This window comes from Paenibacillus rhizophilus, from assembly GCF_003854965.1.
Taxonomy (GTDB): domain Bacteria; phylum Bacillota; class Bacilli; order Paenibacillales; family Paenibacillaceae; genus Paenibacillus_AQ; species Paenibacillus_AQ rhizophilus.
Genome location: NZ_RQPI01000002.1, coordinates 286,283 through 304,542 on the forward strand (window position 1 = coordinate 286,283; position 18,260 = coordinate 304,542).

Consider the following 18,260-nt stretch of genomic DNA (forward strand, 5'->3'; position numbering starts at 1 on the left):
TCTATGAGAATGGAATAATAAATCAAAGCGCTGCCGGCGCCTTTCCATCCGAAACTAAATAAAAACCCTTTCGGTCAGGCGCCGTCAAATCCCGCCAAAGCAGGTCTGTTCACGTCTTCAAGAAAGGGATCGGTTATTTCGCCGGATGATTGCTAAATCAATGCGCATGAGCGCCGGGGAACTCGGCTTCCGCTATATCGGCTTCAAGTTCCGTTCCGGCATCCTGCCGCCTCCGGAGTTTCGCTCCGGTACACTTTTGTCCATTGGCATCAAGCAGCTGAGATACCGGCATCACGATAATCTTGGGAACAAGCGCCTCGCTTCGTTCCTTCAGCCGCGCTCCGCCTGCCGGATGAATCACGCTCATAAGAATGCTGAGATAAAATTTCGTAAGGCTCGCAAAGAGCCCCTTCGGCAAATCCTTGACGGTAAAGCCGAATTTCTCCGGCCCCCGGTTGATCATGGTGACTCCGTACAAAGCCTTCGCTTCTGAAAGAGTGTCGTCGCCGGCGATGATTTCCGCAAGAAACGGCATATCCTTATCCATTCGGCGAATCATCCGGATCGCGAGCTGAGCCGCCGAACGCGACAGCATGCCGAGCTCGAACAGCTGCCGGTTGTCGATATGAAGCTCAATGACTTGGTCGCCCTTGTTCAGCGTCGTTCCGTCATCCATCGAAACCGTATGCCCCTGGTAGGGGCGCAGGCGGTAATGCAAAAACGGCAGATCCGGCGTAACGGTCCGCAGCCGGAACAAGAAGTGAAAGCACCGTTCCCAAAGGAGCCACAGTCCGACAATCAGACGCTTGCCGAAGGACATCCGGGCCAGCGGGGATTTCTCGACCGCCCTGATCATATCGTCGATCCGGATACTGCTGAGCCCCCGGGCCTTGGCTTCTTCCAAAGTGCGTTCCAGTGCCGCCAGCATTTGCTCCGGCGCCTCGGGATCGGCCCCCAGCGTCAAGCCGCAGTCATGCAGCAGCATCACTTCGCCGGGATTCAGACGGGCCAGCATTTTTTCCGTCAGCCGCTCCACTCCGAGCTTCTTGCGCCAATCGCCGAACATGGCCGACCACAGCACGATTTTGACATGACGGCGCTTCGAGAAATCGAACAGATTGACGATGCCCCAAGGCGGACGGTAGTACGTGCTGCGCTCGCCGGTAATTCCGTAAATAATGTCGTCGGTGAGCTGAATCTGCTTGCGGACGGTAGCGGGGCGCATTAGCCAGTTGCTCTTGTGAACATAATTGTGAATACCGACCAGGTGGCCCTCCGTATGCATGCGGCGGATCAATTCAGGGCAGCGCTCCGCGTGGGAGCCGACTACAAAAAAGGTAGCCTTGGCATTATACTTGTTCAGCAAATCAAGCAGCCTTGGCGTGTATTGCGGGTCGGGCCCGTCATCGAACGTAAGGGCAAAATCCCGCACTCCGATTCCTTTTCGAAAGACGCGGTAACCGAAGATCCGGCTGATTATGCCGGGAATAAAAGCATAAAATGATGAGATGTAGAATAACCAGAGCAGCAAAGTCTGCATTTTTCTTCCCCGCTTTTCTCTAAAGTTGACTTGAGAGCCGCTCTTTCGTCTGCTAGCTGACAGGCGGGAGACGGCCAAGTAGAGATGACTGCCGCGTTAAGCGGCGATATGGCAAGAAGAAGCGGCGGTGCCGTTCTTTAAAAACCGTTACCCCTTATGTTACCACAGCTGTTAAAGAAAAAGACGGTTTTTTGGTAAAATCGTGTACAATGGAAATCAGGTCTATGAAAGAATGCCATCCCAATCGCAAAGGAGTCGTTAAATCCATGCTGCCGCTTTACAAAAAATATTGGCGTACCTTTTTCGATATCGGACTGCTCGTGCTTACCGTCTATCTAGTCATGTTCGCCTTCAGCAAGCTGTACCAAATGGCCGCTCCCGTGTTCCTCTCTTTCTTCGTGTTTATGCTGATCGAGCCGCTGGCGCGCTTCTTGAACCGCAAGGGGCTGCCAAAGTCATTTGCCTCGGCTATCTCCGTGCTGCTGTTCCTAATCTTGATTCTGGGGACGCTGTTCGGCGCGGGACTGCTGATCGCATCGCAGGCAATGCAATTTCAAGGAAACCTACAACATTATACATATGTAGTTCAGCAGCATTTTATGGAGCTGACGACCTGGCTTCAGCAGAAAATAGCGAATCTTCCACCCAATATGACCGAAAAGCTGAACGGCTATTTCAAAACCGCCACCGATCTGCTGTCGGATTGGCTCCTTGTCTTCATTAATTATTTGATCCGTCTTCTAGGCTCGTTCTCTTCGTTTATGGCTAATTTCGGGGTCGCCATCATCCTCGCATTCTTTCTCAGTATGGAGATCAAGGATTGGCGGCAGATTGCGCATGACAAAATGCCGAAGACGTTCAAGACAGCTTACCATTTCCTGCAGGGCAACGTCTTTAAAGCCATCGGCTCCTATTTAAAAGCTCAGCTGATCCTGATTTCAATTACGTTCGTTATTGTACTGGTCGGCCTGTTCATCCTGCAGACCGGAAATGAAATCACGATGGCGCTTGTCTGCGCGGTGTTCGACGTACTGCCGCTGCTGGGGGTATCGACGATTCTTATCCCCTGGATTGTCTATTTGTTCATCGTAGGCAGCACGCCGCTCGCAATCGGCCTTCTCGTCCTCCTGGCTGTCGTGCTGCTCGTCCGCCAGCTGCTGGAGCCGAAAATCACCGGCAATTCCATCGGCGTCTCTTCGGCGTTTCTGATGCTGTCCTTTGTTATCCTGTCGACTTCCGCCTTTGGCGTTGCAGGGCTGATTCTCTCGCCCATTCTGCTGATTCTGCTAAAGGAGCTGCTGCAGCAAGGCTATCTCCAGAAGTGGATCTCGTTGCCGCAGGAGGAATTTATCGTTTCTCCGTTCGCATATGACGACGGAAATGAGAATGCGGAAGACGAGCCTGCCGCGAATAGCGATGCGGAGATCAGACACCGGAAGGCTCCGCCAGAAGGTCCATGACCTCGCCGAACAGCCGGGTGGCGGTGTGAGGACTCCCCGGAGCCGCGTTCTTCACCAGCACCGCCACCGCATACTCAGGCTGCTCCGCCGGACCGAAGCCAATGAACCATTGATTGTTGCGCGGGGCTCCCTTGACCAGAGTCTGCGCCGTGCCGGACTTGCCGGCAAGCGCCCAGCGCGCGCCGCGCAGCGACCGTCCGGTGCCTTCCGTCACCACCCGGCGCATCCAGGACCGCAGGTGCTTAGCGGTTAGTGCCGAGATGCGTCCTTCCGCGGCGGGAGCCAAATGCGGGGGCAGATCCATCAGCTTCTGCCCATTGGCGAAATCGACCTCGCGCAGGATTCGCGGGGCGCGAACCTCGCCGCCATGCAGCAGCGTGACGACAAGGTTTGCCGCCTGCAGCGGGGTCACCGTGGAGTCGCGCTGGCCGATGGCCGTCTGCACCCTTGCTCCCCCGTCATCGGGGAGCAAAGTTCGAAAGACGGCCCCCCGTTGTTCGCCTGAGAGCGGCTGGAGCAGCGGCAGGCCGAGAACCTGCTCCTGCCGCCAGCCGATGTCCCGGCCAAGGCCGAGCGCCAGCGCAGCCGACTGGAGCTGGCCTGCGGTCAGCCGCTCTGCGAGCGAAGCGAACACGTTGTTGCAGGACTGGGCGAAGCCCTGCTCCAGGGTCAGCGCTCCATGTCCGGCTTCCTTATGGCAGGACAATCCGTATCTGCCGTAGGCTCCATGGCAGTGGAACGTCTCGTCGGGCGAAGTCAGCCCGGCTTCCAGCGCCGCGGCGGCGGTAACGATTTTGAAGATCGAGCCGGGCGCCGCCGCCTGAAGCGCGCGGTTATTCCATTCTCCTCCCTGCGGCGATACGTTTCCGGGATCGTAGAACGGCAGCGATACCATCGCCGTTACATCGCCCGTCCCGGCTTCCAGCACGACGACCGCTCCTTCCTTCACGCCGTTTCCGGCGGCCAGCCTTTCAATCTTGTCCTGAAGCTTCAGATCGACGGTTGTGTGCAGCGACAGCGGATAATAGGGATTGGACGGCGTCCGCACCGTCAATTCGCTGCCCGGCAGACGTTTCCCTTCCGCGTCGACTCTGGCATAGACTTCGGTATGTCCGACACCCCGCAGCAGCGGCTCCAACGTCTTCTCCAGTCCTGTTGTCCCTTCCATCGTTACGCGCAGACCGGAATCGTCATTTCCGGGGGATGCCGTTCTGCCGCCCTGCCCGCGGCTCTCCTTCTTCGGCCGGGCTTCGGACAAATGGCCGAGCCACTGCCGCCCGGTAAGGCTTCCGCCCGGTCTGCTCGCGAACGGCAGAACCCGGACGCCGTCAATCTGAAGACCGCTGATTTCAGCAGCCTGATCCGGCGTAAGCGCAAGCGGGCCGCCGCCGGATTTCGCGGGCCACAGGAAAGGCTGGACAAGCTTCTCTCTTTTTTCCTGAAGCTGTTTAAAGGGCACGCCGAGAATCGCAGCCAGACGGCGGAGAGAACGAAGAGAATCCGCATTCCTGAAGCCATCCGCTCCGCGCTGTTCTTCCTCCTGCGGATAAAAAGCCGCCGTCCAGACCGTTACTCCGGCCAGCGGCAGGCCATGTCGGTCGTACAGCCGTCCCCGCCCGGTATCAAGCACAACCTCCCGTTCGCTCTGAATCTTGGACATTTTGGCGAGAGGATAGTGCCCTCCCGGAACCCGGCGCCCGCTGATCACGAACTGAATCCAGGCAAGCCGCAGCGCAAGCAGAGCGAAGACCGAGGCAAGAAGAAACAGGGCAATATAGATTCGCTTGTTTTTTTGATGGCGTTTACTAAGCATCGGACTGCCTCCGGAGCGTAATTTTTCCCTATTATGTCCAGCGTCCGACATAACAATGCCCCCTACCTGCTTGTTTTCGCTTTAACATACGAAAGAGACCTCCGCATCGATTGATGCGAAGGTCCGTTATTCTTCATGTCACTTGCGGCAAACACTCCGGGCAGCTGCCTTATTAGGCTTGCCTGCTCTGCAGTTATACCTTGAACAGCGACAGCTTTTCCTTCAAATGACCGGAAACGCTTTCCAGGTTGGCCGACAGCATGACCAGCTGGTCGCTCACATTCTGCTGCTCGCTGCTGAGCGACGCCACCTCCTCCGAGGTTGCCGACGACTGCTCTGCAACAGCGCTTACATTTCCCATCGCTTCCGACAATACCGTCTGCGAAGCTTTAAGACTGTCGATTGAAGCCGTTACCGATTGCAGGCTGGCAATGAAGCCATCCATCTGTTCACGGACCGATACAAAAATTTCACTGGTGTTCTTGACCGAATTCATCTGCTCCGCAAACAGAGGCGTCACCTCTGACAGCACATCCACCGTTTCATTCATTTCTGTCATGATCTTGTCGGTTATGTCCGCAACCAGCGCGATCGAGTTCTTCGATTGATCGGCAAGCGCCCGTATTTCGCCCGCCACCACCATAAAGCCGCGGCCGGCCGCGCCTGCGCGCGCCGCTTCGATCGTCGCATTCAGCGAGAGAATGTTCGTCTGCTGGGTAATATTTTTCATCACGTCAAGCACTTTCAGGACGGAGAGGGCCGTTTTCTTCAGATTGTCCACTTTATTCACGAGCGCCTTGGTCATTTCACCCGTACGGCCTGTCTGCTTCAGCAGCTCCTCAAGCTGCTTCACCCCTTTACCGCTGGATTCACCGACAATATGCGCCCTGTCATCCATTTCACGGTTGGAGAGAATGACCGCCTCCATTTGGACCGACAAGGCTTCGGTCAATGCATTGCCTTTCTCCGCTTCAAGCGCAAGACTGCCCGCTCCCTCGGCAATCTCTTCGGTTGCGGTCGCAATGTCCTTGGCGGAAACCGCCGTCTTGCGGGAAGCTTCCCCGAGCTCGCCCGCCGTCTCCAGCACATCGCGGGCCGTTTCCGTCGTCTGGGAGACCAGCTGTGTAATTCGTTCCATCATCAGATTAAAGGAAGCCGACAGCTGGCCGATCTCATCCGAGGACGTATACGGCGTGCGAACCGTCAAATCTCCCTTGGCGCCTTCGCCCATCAGATCCTTAAGCCGCGCGAGCGGACGGGCAATCATCCGCACCATCCATATGCCAAGCAGCAGCGCCAGCAGGGCGGCTGCCCCGGCGGCGATATATGTGGTGAAGAGAATCGGCTTCGCGTCCTTTACGAGCGCATCGGTCGGAACGATGCCCGTAAGCTTCCAGTCGGCTTTTGCGAGCGGGCTGAACACGGCCAGCAGGTCTCGGCCCTTCGCGTCCCGGGTTTCGATGCTGCTATTATTGGCTTTGCTGTCTTTGATAAAAGCATAAGCCGACACTTTACCGTCCTCTTCTTTTACCGAAGAAGCGATAACAGTGCCTGCGGGTGAAACCAGCTGGATTTGTGATCCGTTCCCCAGATTTACGCTGCGGAAGGCGCTTTCAAGTGCATCTTGTTTAATTTCAATCACAACGATGTAACCCGACGTGTCCCCCATATTCTGGAGCTTTCGCACGACGGCGATATTGGTGCTGTTCTTGACAACTTCATTCACCGGAAACCAGTAAAACTTCGAACTGAAGGAGTCGCCCGCATACGTTGGTTTATAGGCTTCGGTATTGGCGACAATCTGCTTGTACCAGTCCTTGTCACGCATATCCTCCGCAATCAGCTTGGAGTTACCGCTTGTCATGACTTGCTCTTTAGTATTATCCGGGATCAGCGAAAAGCTGATGATATTCGAATCCGCGGTCGTCTGATTGGTCAGCTTATCGCCGATGTTATCCATCGCCACAAATTGATCATAGAATGATTTGGCGTTCTTCAGAATGGAGATCTGCGCCTGAACCTCCGGATCAAAGAACAGCTGCAAAGCGAGGGTCTCGTACTGGTTCAAAATAATATCAAGCTTCTCAGCATTTTGAATAATCGTCTGGCGGTTCGCTTCGGACACATTATCCTTGATGGTGTTCTTGGCCTTCGTATAAGACATTAATCCCAGGAACATAACCACAACGATAATGGACGATAAAAAAATCAGAAACAGCTTGACCCCGACCGACTTGGCGGGATTGACCATTCTGAATTGCCCTGCAGATTGGGTAAGCAACCGCTTCCATATCTGGTGTGCCGCTGTGCCTGTAAAGCTGCCGCCCGTCTCCTCCCTTGTCGTCAGGTTCTTGCCTGACCGGCCTTCATCCCGCTGACCTTTCGCTAACCTTTCTTTACGTTGACCTTTTTTTCTCTCTCTTTCAGCCTCTCCCATTCCTAATCACCTGCCTGATGAATTTGCATTACATTATGTAAGCGTTATCTTCTATATCGGCAAACTGGTAGATATTTCTTATACCTTTCCACATTTTTTTATGTCTATAGACCTACTCAACTTTCAAATTGTAATATTCTCAAAAAAAGAGCGAGTTCCCGCAGTCCGGAAACCCGCCCGTTCTAAGCCTAAGCTTTGTTATTTCTTCTTCCGCATCATATCAAAATAAGCCACCGGCTGCTCGACCTTCATCCGGATGCGCTGCAGCGGATGGCGCGCAGCGTCCAGAATAACGCCTTCCTCATCCCGCAATTCGCCCACAATCTGCTTGAAAGGGCTGCGGTCCGGTCCGAAGAATTCGACTTCCTGGCCCGGTTTGAAATGATTGCGCTGCTGAATCAGCGCCGTCTTCGTCTCCGCGTCATAGTCCAGCACAAGGCCGGCAAAATCAAACGGAGCGGCCTTTTCTTCCGGCTCGTATATATGATCCTCATGATCCGGCGTGTCATAGAAAAATCCCGTGTTCAGCGGACGGTTGGCGGCTTTGTTCAGTTCATCCATCCATTCCGGCTTCAGCTCGTAATGCTCGGGATCGGCCATATACGCGTCGATTGCCTTTCGGTAAGCATTGACCACGGTGGCTACATAGTGGATCGACTTCATCCGCCCTTCGATTTTGAAGCTGTCGATCCCCGCCTCGATCAGATCGGGAATGCTCCCCAGCATACACAGATCCTTAGCGCCCATCGAAAACGGATTGTCCTCCGGCTGATGCAGCGGAAGCTGCGTTACGTCCGGAACAAGGCGCTGCGGCGGCTGTCCGGCGCTTTGTTCTTCGGAGACCCAGACCTCGCCTTCGCGCGCATCCTCGAACAAATCGTACTTCCATCGGCACGACTGGCAGCAGCCCCCCCGGTTCGAGTCGCGGTCCGTAAAGTGGTTGGACAGCACACAGCGGCCGGAATACGAGGAACACATCGCTCCATGAATAAAAGCCTCAATTTCGATGTCGACATGTCGCTTGATCTCCGCTATCTCCTGAAGGCTTGTTTCGCGGCCCAATACGACGCGCGGCAGCCCCTCTTCCTTCCAGAAGGATACGGCCTGCCAGTTCAGCGTCGACTGCTGGGTGCTGAGGTGCACCTCAAGACCCGGGACAGTCCGCAGGGCAATGTCCACAATCGCAGGGTCCGCCACAATAATTGCGGCGATGCCGACCTCATGCAAATTGCGCAGGTACTCCTCGATCCCGGCGATATCCTCATTATGAGCGTAAATATTCGTCGCCACAAATACTTTAGCGCCGTATTTCTTGGCGAATTCCACACCCTCGCGCATTTCCTCGAAGCTGAAGTTATCCGCATTCGAGCGCAGGCCGTATTTCTGTCCGCCAATATATACCGCATCCGCGCCGTAATGCACGGCGAATTTCAATTTTTCCAAATTGCCCGCCGGAGCCAGGAGCTCCGGTTTGTCCAAGCGGTAACGCTTGCCTTTGTATTGCGGCTTGGCCACAGTGTTCATACCTTTTCTCCTCTCCTTTTTTCCAAAAAATTAGATGTTTAATAAACCTGCTCCTTGTAAAAGAAGCCGAAGGTCAGCTCCCGCTCCGGGTCCTGAAGCGCCCGGACTTCATCCAGCCACTCCTCCCTGAAGGCATAACCCGCAGGGTCAACCGCATAGGCGTCGATCGCCCGGCGGTAAGCCTTGACTGCCGCAACGTTGTAAGCCGTCGGCTTCAGCAGCCCTTCTATTTTGAAGCTGTGTACTCCGGCCTCCATCAACACATGCAAATCTTCCATAATGCAAATATCGTCCGAGCTCATAATATGGGTGCCGTTTCTGTCCTCGTAAATCGGAAATTTCTCGTCAGGCCGTTCCGCCTCGATCAGGAACAGGCCGCGTTCCTTCCCAAGGCTCCCGCCAGTGATCGGACGTCCCTGATGAGCCATATAGCTCTCCACAAGCTTCCGCTTGGAGTGATAAATATTGGTCATGCCGTGCACCTGGACCTGAGCCTCCACTTCAAGCTTCGGCGCCATTTCCGTGATCTCGTCCATATTCAGCTCCCGGGCCAGAACAACGCGGGAAGCGCCTTTGCTCCCCCAGTAATTGGCCGTCGCGAAATTCGTCGACGTCATCTCCGCGTTCCAATGAAGCTTAAGGCCGGGCGCCTCGCGCCGGGCCGCGGCCAGCACGGCTGGATCGCCGAACTCGGCCGCATCCACGCCGATCTCCGCGATGGCCTTGATATAAGCCGGAAGCTCGTCCAGCAGCCGGTTCGGCATCAGTCCCCCGAGCCCGGCATATACTTTGCGGCCTCGTGCACGGGCCATCTCCACGGCTGCCGCCGTGTCTTCCAGGCTGAAATGTCCCGCCAGCCGCATACCGAACCGATCGTCGCCGATGAGCAGCGCGTCGGCTCCGGCATCCAGCAGCGCGGCCGCTTCCGTAAGGGAAGCGGCCGTCGCCAGCAGCTCCGGTTTGCTCTTCATCATGTACCCCCCTGTCATGCCGTCCTGGCAGTAATGCCCCCGGACAGCACCCTTATTGTAGCCTTATTATTTGCTCATAATTGCCATATATCGGCGGGAAACGATATCCTCCTTATGAGGACGTCTCCTTCGCTCCTTCTTGGCTTTTTTTAACATTAACCAAATGTTCCTTGTACGTCTTAGCGAATAAATGGGTGTGCGTCCCATCCTTTTTCGTTACATAGAAATAATAATCCGAAGCCTCCGGCTCAAGGGCCGCTTTAATGGAGGCCAGTCCGGGGTTGCAGATCGGTCCCGGCGGCAGGCCCGTATTACGATACGTATTGTATGGACTCTTGACTTCAAGGTCTTTGTACAGCAATCTTTCTTTCTGCCGGTCGAGTAAATACTGGACTGTGGCGTCAATCTCCAGTTTTTGTCCCTTCTTCAGCCTGTTGTATATGACGCCGGCCACAATTGGGCGCTCGCTGTCCACAACGACTTCACGCTCCACCAGCGAAGCGACGGTCATCAATTCATGCAGAGTCATTCCTCGGTCTTTAAGCTTGGTCTGCCAATCAGGAATGCCGTCCAGCTTCTTTTGCAGCTCCTCCATCAATTTCTCGACAATTTGCTGGGGCGTGCTCTCCTTCACCAGCTCATACGTTTCCGGAAACAGATAGCCCTCCAGCCGGTGACGCAAATCCTGGTCCTGCGGGACGCCTAGAATCTCCGTCTCCTTAAGGCCCTCCCCCTTGTCCATCAGCGACAAAAAGACGGAAGCTTCCTTGCCCCACGCCTGAGCCAGCCTGTCCGCAATCTGCTCCGCCGTGTACCCTTCCGGGATGGTAAAGACGACCGTTTCCTTCTTCACTACGTCTCCCGCGTTGAGCCGGGCAATCAGATTGTCATACGTTGCGCCGGGCGCGGCGCTGTAGGTTCCCGCCTTGAACTTCGAGCCTTCGTTCGTCCACTTCAAATAGCCTTTAAATAAAAGAGCGCTGCGGATAATGCCGTTCTTCTCCAACAGGTCGGCGATTTCCAAGCTTCCCATTCCTTTTTGTACAGTAAAGTTTACGGCAGGGCCTGACGGCTCCACCGGCTTCATGCCGTTCCATACGTACCAGACTCCTCCTCCCGCCGCAATGATCAACAGCAGCAGGACAATCAACAGATTGCGGATGGCGGATTTCAATCGTTCTCCTCGCTTTCCGACTATAAATATAAAATTGTATTCATTTAAATTCAATAGATATTTTGAAAAATAATCATGCAAAAGGAGCGCGGAATGCTCCGCCCTCCCCTGCATGTGGCTCCGGCAGCCGGCCCAAGGGCCGAAAGCGGCAAGCCGTATATGCTTACACTTCGTCGTCCTGAAAAGTCAGCTCGTCGTAAAGCTCCGAGACATCTTCCCATTCGTCGTCGTCTTCAATACTTTCAAGCTCCGGCAGGCCATCCGGGGAAACGAGCACCCGCAGGATTTCCTGTTCCTCATCCTTGTCCGACTCTTTCAGCACCGCATATCCGCGGCCCTGCACTTCAAATTCGGCGATAATCTCGTATACGGAAGCTTTGCCGTTCTCGTCTTCCAGTTCTACGGTCACTCCATAGGCGTCCTTCAGCCTGGAGGTCCATATGACCTGGCCGGCAGAAAACTCAGTCATTCTCCGCTCCCCCGTCCAGCTCGTCGACCAGAGTGTTGAAGGTCTCTTCGACAATCGCCCACTCCTCGTCATCCTCGATCATGAACAGCTGCAGATCGTCTCCGTCTTCTTCATAGCGGAATGCGTATACCTCGTCGGCTTCTTCGTCCTCGGAATCGAGCGGAACCACCATCATATATTTGGAATCGGAGCCGTCAACCTCGAACTTCATGATAACCTCGAATTCCTCTTCGTTGCCTTCGTCATCGGGAATATAAATAATTTCCGGTTCCTCATCCATGCCGATCTGCTCGTTTGCCATGTGTGCGCACCCCTCACCTTTTACTGTTAGCATCCAAATAATTTTGCAAAATCAGAACCGCGGCCATTTTATCCACAATTCCTTTGCGCTTCTTACGGCTGACATCGCCTTCAATCAGCACCCGCTCCGCGGATACCGTCGTCAGGCGCTCATCCCAAAGGTGTACGGGCAAATCCAGCGTCTCCCGCAGCACATTTGCAAATTCAATGCAAATCTCGCCGCGAGGACCCACTGTGCCGTTCATATTCTTGGGCAGGCCGACCACAACCTCGGATACTTCGTACTCCTCGATCAGGTGACGAATTCGCTCCAGCTCGCTTCCGTCCCGGCGGCGTTCGATGGTTTCCAGTCCCTGAGCGGTCCATCCAAAAGCATCGCTTACGGCTGCGCCGATCCGGCGATCCCCGTAATCCAGACCGAGCTTCCTCATTTGACCTTATCCGCCGGCTGATTGGCAAGGTAGAACCGGACCAGCTCTTCAATCAGCTCGTCACGTTCTTTCCTCCGGACCAAACTTCTCGCATTGTTGTGGCGCGGGATATAAGCCGGATCACCGGAAAGAAGGTAACCTACAATCTGGTTGATCGGATTATAATCCTTCTCCAACAGGGCGTTGTGAACGGTAAGCAGGATCTCGCGGGGAGATGCCTCTTTTTCGTCGCCCTTCACATTGAATTTGACCGTTTTGTCCATGGAGTCCATCTGTGACACCTTCCTCCTGCGCAGCCGATTTTAAAGCGGCACTCGCAAAGTTGCTGTATTACTGATTTATATCTGTCCCCATAATAACATATTCACGGCCAAACAAGAAAATCCTGCCGTAATATAGCGTTTTTTTGGGATTTTGCCTTTAAACCCGCAATAATAACAAAGGGCTGTGAGCAGAAGACATGAAAAAGCGCAAAACTTGTCCCGCAGGGCCGTGAGCCCCGTCATCCCGCAGGCCCGACGCCTCCGGTGAAAGGGCGAACCATTCGCCTGCAAGTCTCCAGGCCGCTTGTTCCGGGAACCCCGCGTGCAGCTTCGACACAGGTTAGGCACGCTCAAGCTTGTCCTTTCGCCGCTCCCTGCAGGATGCGGCGAAGGACGGTGCAGCCGCTCTCTAGCCCTGAGCGGCTACCAGTTCTTCCGCCTTTGCCAGCGCGGCGGCCAGCTTGGAGGCGTCCTTGCCGCCGGCCTGCGCCATATCCGGACGGCCGCCTCCGCCTCCGCCGCATACCGCGGCGACTTCCTTCACCAGCTTGCCGGCATGGTAGCCCTGCTTCACCAGCGACTGCGGTACCGCGACGACAAAGTTCACCTTGTCGTCCATGGCGGCGCCCAGCGCGATGACCGCTGTCGGCAGCTTTGCCTTCAGCTCGTCGGCCATCGACCGCAGCGCGTCCATGCTGCCCGCCTGCACGGCAGCCGTCAGCACCTGAACGCCGCTGCCGACTGTCTTCACGCTGCCCGTCAGTTCGGCTGCAGCCGCGGCGCTGAGCTTGGATTGCAGCGACTCATTCTCGCGCGTAAGCTCGCGAACTTGGCCGCTTAAGCCCTCGATACGCTTCGGCACATCCGGAAGCGAGGATTTCAGCAGCGCGGCGGCCTGCTTCAGCACGTCGAGCTGGCTCTCCGTGTGCTGGTAAGCGTAACGGCCGGTCACCGCTTCGATCCGGCGCACGCCGGAGCCGATACCGCTCTCGCTGACCAGCTTGAAAATGCCGATCTGCGACGTGTTGCCCACATGGCAGCCGCCGCACAGCTCAAGGCTGTAGTCGCCGACCTGCACCACACGGACGATATCGCCGTATTTCTCGCCGAATAACGCCATCGCTCCCATCGCTTTGGCTTCGTCGATCGGTTTGTTCTCGATTACGACGTCCAGTCCGCGCCAGATCTGCTCATTGACCTTATGCTCGATTTCGGTCAGCTCTTCCGGTGTAATCGCGCCGAAATGCGAGAAGTCGAAGCGCAGGCGCTGCCCTTCCACAAGCGATCCCGCCTGATTGACGTGTCCGCCAAGCACCTCCTTCAGCGCTTTGTGCAGCAGATGGGTTGCCGTGTGGTTCTTCACGACATCCTCGCGTTCCGAACGGTTCACTTCAGCGCGGACCGTATCGCCAACTTTCAACTCACCGGATTCCACCGTCACCAGATGAACATGCTGGCCGCGCGGCGCTTTGAAGAGCCCATTCACCTTGGCTGTAACCGCACCGCCCGTCAGCACGCCATGGTCGCTTACTTGACCGCCGCTTTCGGCGTAGAACGGAGTCGACTCCAGAATAACCTGCGCTTCCGCGCCCTTGCCGGCGGTGTCCACCAGCTCGTCGCCGACCAGAATTGCTGCGATTTTCGATTCGGTTACGAGGTCATTATATCCAACAAATTCACTTTTAATCGTCAGCTCGGACAGCGCACCTCCCTGTACCTTCATGCTGCCGCTGTCGTGGCGGGCCGCTCTCGCCCGGTCGCGCTGCTCCTGCATCGCCGCGTCGAACCCTTCGCGGTCGACCTTCAGCCCTTGCTCGGCGGCGTAGTCTTCCGTCAGGTCGAACGGGAAGCCGTACGTGTCATACAGCTTGAACGCGTCCGCTCCGCTGATCACATCCAGGCCGTTCGCTTTCGCCTGGTCGCTGATTTCGCCCAGAATCGCCAGTCCGTCGGACAGCGTTTCATGGAAGCGTTCTTCTTCCGTACGGATGATTTTGGCGATATATTCACGGTTCTCAACCACAGTCGGATAATAAACGCCCATAATCTCGCCCACAACGCTTGTCAGCTCGTACATGAACGGCCGATCGAGGCCCAGCGTCTTCCCGTAGCGCACCGCGCGGCGAAGCAGGCGGCGGATAATATACCCGCGTCCTTCATTGGAAGGAAGCACACCGTCGCCGACCGCGAAAGTCACGGTACGGATATGGTCGGCAATAACTTTCAGCGCGATATCCTGCTCCAGGTTGTCCTTGTAATTCACGCCGGCAAGCTTGGCCGTTGACTGAATAATCGGCTGGAACAGATCGGTGTCGAAGTTCGAATCCACGTCTTGAAGGATCGAGGCGAAACGCTCCAGACCCGCGCCGGTATCGATGTTCTTGTTCGGAAGCGGCGTGTAGCTGCCGTCCTTGTTATGATTGAACTGCGAGAACACCAGATTCCATACTTCCAGGTAGCGTTCATTCTCGCCGCCCGGGTACATTTCCGGGTCCGACATGTCGTTGCCGTAGGCTTCGCCGCGGTCGTAGAAGATTTCCGTGCAAGGCCCGCACGGCCCTTCGCCGATATCCCAGAAGTTGTCCTCCAGCTTAATGATGCGCTCTGCGGGCAGTCCGATTTTTTCATTCCAGAACTTGAACGCTTCTTCATCCTCGGGATAGACGGTAACCGCCAAACGGTCCGGATCGAAGCCGATCCACTCCTTGCCCGTCAGGAACTCCCAGGCCCAGGTAATCGCTTCTTCCTTAAAGTAGTCGCCGATGGAGAAGTTGCCCAGCATTTCAAAAAACGTATGGTGCCGGCGCGTCTTGCCGACGTTCTCGATGTCGTTCGTGCGGATACACTTCTGCGAGTTGGTGAGGCGCGGATTCTCCGGCTTCACACGGCCGTCAAAATAAGCTTTAAGCGGCGCCATCCCTGCGTTAATCCACAGAAGAGATGGGTCGTTGTGGGGAACAAGAGACGCACTGGGCTCGATTTTATGGCCTTTTCCCGCAAAAAATTCCAGCCATTTGGAACGGATTTCACTAGCTTTCATCTAAATACAGCTCCCGTCGATTGAAGTTTAAGAGGAAACATAAATATCAGGTCAAGGATAAGCATTCCGCTTGTCCTTACCGAGATTTTGAAAAGGAAAATAAAAACGCCCCTGAATAAATTCAGGGACGATTAATATCGCGGTACCACCCTGGTTATCGCCCATTAGCGTCCCGGCATCTTGTAAGATGCTTCAGACACGCTGCAGTCGAGCGATCGCCTTGTTACGGCCGTTAACGGGACCATCCGGCGGGTTTGTACCCGCACTCCGAAATCAGCTTTCCGCCGGCCCGTCTTCCGGATTCTCGCAGCCGCTTGCGTTACCCGCAAGGGAATCCGTTCTCTGGTGAAGCCTTGTTTCCGGCGTACTTCATTTCATCTGCGTATTCATAGCTATGAGGTTAATCGCATTTTAACATTTCAAGTATATCCATGGCCCTCGTTCCTGTCAATCTGCATGCTTTATCCGGTCCCGGTTACAGCACCGCTGAAGAGCCCCCGTCGATATTGACGGACGTTCCGGTTACGTAGGACGCCGCATCGGATACCAGGAACGCGATCACATTGGCCGCTTCTTGGGCATCGCCGATTCTTCCCAGCGGAATGCCGTGGCTGGGAGCGGCCGAGAACTCCTCCCAGCTCAAATCCGGCGCGGCCTGTTTCCACTTCCGCTCGATTTGGTCGCTTCGGATAAGGCCGATGCATACCGCGTTGACGCGAATGCCCGCTCCGGCCAAATCCTTGCTCATCGCTTTGGTCAGCGCGAGCCCTGCGGCGCGGCTAACCGACGTTGGCAGGGAAGCAGCGGACGGAGCCTTGCCTTTTACCGCCGTGACATTAACGATCGCGCCGCCGCCCGCCCCGCGCATATACGGGATCGCCGCCCGCGCGCAGTGGACAGCGCCCAGCAGCTTCAGGTCAAGGTCGACGTCCCAGCCTTTAGCGTCCACTTCCTCGAACGGCTTGGCGGCAGAGGTTCCGGCATTGTTGATCAGAATATCGACGCCTCCAAAATGCGCTCCAGCCGTCTCGACCGCCCGCCGGGCGCCCTCCTCCGACGAGATATCGGCCTGAATGACCAGCGGCTCCATTCCCGTCTCTTCATATATACGACGCGCGGCTGCCTGAAGCGGCTCCGGCGTACGGGCGATGATCGCCACCTCCGCGCCTTCGCTCGCCAGAACGATGGCCGTGGCCAGTCCGATTCCTTTGCTTCCGCCGGTCACAATTGCCTTTTTCCCTTTCAACCCCAGTTCCATGTTAACTCCCCCTTAAACGGCGGACGATACCGCCCTGTTAAAAATTCTCATATGGACATTATACATACTGACAGCCAGTAAACCTACTGCGGAAGATGTTCATATTTTCAACTCTTTTTTTCCAAAAACACTCCTTTACAAGAATTGCAATCAGGCGTATAATCTCTAATTGTTCGGGCGCAACATCACCGATAAATCCGTTAACGAGACGTGGCTCAGCTTGGTAGAGCGCTTGCTTCGGGAGCAAGAGGTCGCAGGTTCAAATCCTGTCGTCTCGACCATACGTAAATGCTAAAACCCTTGATAGATAAGGGTTTTTTTTGTTTGGATTTTATAGGTTATCTATTAACTAATTAGATGCATATGAAGTATGGTGTCAACCTGGTGTCCTTTAGTACGATAAAGCATTTTAACCAATGTATGTTTATGCATCTGCTCACTACGGGTTTTAGCCCTTTCGCTTCCCAATAGGAAGTTGGAAGGGCGTTATTCGTGTTCCGGGACATTTCCCAATGGAATCAGCATGAAAGAATTGTAATTGAAGCAATCGAGTCATGCGGACTCTTGATCATTAACGTAGTGATCCGTGATCTTGCTTTTTATCTTTGAAGCTACTACAAAACAGGCTGCCGAATATTCAATCGGCTGCCTGTTACTATTTTCATTGGCCACTCCGGATCAACCGCCGAATTTGATACAGATCGCCTTCCTTTCGGAATTCGCCTGGGGCTATTCCCGTATACTTGCGGAACACTTTTCCGAAATAGTTGGCATTCGAGAAACCGGATAACTCCGCCACCTGCCCCAATGTAATACCAGCATGCTCCAGGAGCAAAACCGCCGCTCTTTCCAGCCGGATACGGGTTAAATATCGCCCGGGAGAGAGGCCAAGCTTACGTTCAAACTCGCGGGTGAGATGAAATTTCGAACAGCCGGATGCCTCTGCCATCTCCGGAAGGCCAATGCTACGATGCAGATTACTGTCGATGAAGGTCTTGCAGCGTTCCACTACCGGCGGCAGCGGAAAGCTGCTGGCTAAGCTTACAAGATGACTGGCCAGCGACATCGCCAGTGAATATGCCGCTCGTGAGCATTGATACATGTCGCGATAGCTGTCCTCAATCGCCTCCCGGTAAGTGGCCCACAGCAGATGCTCCACTTCCGACTGCGGCTCAATCCGAAAAATACAGCCGTGTATGTCCAGCCATTCTTGAAGGAGGTGTAGCGTTAAATGTGACAGTTCGAAATACAGTACTTCCCATCTGGGAGAATCGGCTGGCAGGCGATAGATATGGTCGCCGGGTATATTCGCCAGGAAAGCGTCTCCCGGCTCCAGAGAATGCTTTCGTCCCCCCGTTTCAATCTCTCCACGCCCATCCAGTGTATATTGGAGCACACAATGATCTCCAGTTCGGTTCCGCCCATCCCATATATAATCATGTGAAGTAATCAGTTCATGCCCGGTACCCTTCAGCATGATGTAAGGCATTGGAGTTATAAAGTGAAAAGATACCGAAGTCTGCTTTCCGTTTATGTCTTTGCCACCGTCATTCACCGCAATATTTCACCCTTCTCTGCTT

Annotated in this window: 14 protein-coding genes and 1 tRNA gene; 2 read left to right on the top strand and 13 right to left on the bottom strand. The window is 55.0% G+C overall.

Going from position 1 to position 18,260, the window contains the following annotated elements:
• Positions 1–157 precede the first annotated feature (157 nt).
• A complete protein-coding gene (locus EH198_RS06700; protein ID WP_124694771.1) occupies positions 158–1,540 on the bottom strand; it encodes a polysaccharide deacetylase family protein in 1,383 nt (460 codons plus the stop codon).
• A gap of 266 nt (positions 1,541–1,806) precedes the next feature.
• On the opposite strand from EH198_RS06700, the gene EH198_RS06705 reads away from it, so the two are divergent.
• Positions 1,807–3,000, top strand: a complete 1,194-nt coding sequence (locus EH198_RS06705; protein ID WP_124694772.1) for an AI-2E family transporter — start codon at positions 1,807–1,809, stop codon at positions 2,998–3,000.
• Here EH198_RS06705 and EH198_RS06710 read toward each other — a convergent pair.
• The 11 genes from EH198_RS06710 to EH198_RS06760 form a co-directional block, all read right to left on the bottom strand.
• Positions 2,966–4,813 carry a peptidoglycan D,D-transpeptidase FtsI family protein gene (locus EH198_RS06710; RefSeq protein ID WP_124694773.1) on the bottom strand — a complete coding sequence of 616 codons (1,848 nt, stop codon included), beginning with the start codon at positions 4,811–4,813 and terminating at the stop codon, positions 2,966–2,968. The genes EH198_RS06705 and EH198_RS06710 overlap by 35 nt on opposite strands.
• A gap of 193 nt (positions 4,814–5,006) precedes the next feature.
• A complete protein-coding gene (locus tag EH198_RS06715; protein WP_124694774.1) occupies positions 5,007–7,250 on the bottom strand; it encodes a methyl-accepting chemotaxis protein in 2,244 nt (747 codons plus the stop codon).
• A gap of 198 nt (positions 7,251–7,448) precedes the next feature.
• Complete coding sequence (locus tag EH198_RS06720; protein WP_124694775.1) at positions 7,449–8,774, bottom strand: peptidase U32 family protein; 1,326 nt, start codon at positions 8,772–8,774, stop codon at positions 7,449–7,451.
• 38 nt (positions 8,775–8,812) lie between these two features.
• On the bottom strand, positions 8,813–9,745 hold the full coding sequence (locus EH198_RS06725; RefSeq protein ID WP_124694776.1) for a peptidase U32 family protein: 933 nt from the start codon (positions 9,743–9,745) through the stop codon (positions 8,813–8,815).
• A 112-nt stretch (positions 9,746–9,857) separates the two neighbouring features.
• The gene (mltG, locus tag EH198_RS06730; RefSeq protein ID WP_246014125.1) at positions 9,858–10,919 is read right to left on the bottom strand and encodes an endolytic transglycosylase MltG; all 1,062 of its coding nucleotides are present in this window, start codon (positions 10,917–10,919) and stop codon (positions 9,858–9,860) included.
• Between the two features lie 163 nt (positions 10,920–11,082).
• Positions 11,083–11,388 (bottom strand): DUF1292 domain-containing protein, encoded by a 306-nt coding sequence (locus tag EH198_RS06735; protein WP_124694778.1) that lies wholly within the window; start codon positions 11,386–11,388, stop codon positions 11,083–11,085.
• On the bottom strand, positions 11,381–11,689 hold the full coding sequence (locus tag EH198_RS06740) for a DUF1292 domain-containing protein (protein ID WP_124694779.1): 309 nt from the start codon (positions 11,687–11,689) through the stop codon (positions 11,381–11,383). Before EH198_RS06740 ends, EH198_RS06735 begins: the two co-directional genes overlap by 8 nt.
• Positions 11,690–11,702: 13 nt before the next feature.
• Positions 11,703–12,119, bottom strand: coding sequence for a Holliday junction resolvase RuvX (gene ruvX, locus EH198_RS06745; protein WP_124694780.1), 417 nt, complete (start codon positions 12,117–12,119; stop codon positions 11,703–11,705).
• On the bottom strand, positions 12,116–12,391 hold the full coding sequence (locus EH198_RS06750; protein WP_124694781.1) for an IreB family regulatory phosphoprotein: 276 nt from the start codon (positions 12,389–12,391) through the stop codon (positions 12,116–12,118). The genes ruvX and EH198_RS06750 overlap by 4 nt, the downstream gene beginning before the upstream one ends.
• A 400-nt stretch (positions 12,392–12,791) precedes the next feature.
• Positions 12,792–15,422 (bottom strand): alanine--tRNA ligase, encoded by a 2,631-nt coding sequence (gene alaS, locus EH198_RS06755; protein WP_124694782.1) that lies wholly within the window; start codon positions 15,420–15,422, stop codon positions 12,792–12,794.
• 475 nt (positions 15,423–15,897) lie between these two features.
• Positions 15,898–16,680 carry an SDR family NAD(P)-dependent oxidoreductase gene (locus EH198_RS06760; RefSeq protein WP_124694783.1) on the bottom strand — a complete coding sequence of 261 codons (783 nt, stop codon included), beginning with the start codon at positions 16,678–16,680 and terminating at the stop codon, positions 15,898–15,900.
• A gap of 204 nt (positions 16,681–16,884) precedes the next feature.
• Here EH198_RS06760 and EH198_RS06765 point away from each other — a divergent pair.
• Positions 16,885–16,961 (top strand) — tRNA-Pro (locus EH198_RS06765).
• Positions 16,962–17,341: 380 nt separating this feature from the next.
• Here EH198_RS06765 and EH198_RS06770 read toward each other — a convergent pair.
• A complete protein-coding gene (locus tag EH198_RS06770) occupies positions 17,342–18,169 on the bottom strand; it encodes an AraC family transcriptional regulator (RefSeq protein WP_148091487.1) in 828 nt (275 codons plus the stop codon).
• Positions 18,170–18,260: the final 91 nt, after the last annotated feature.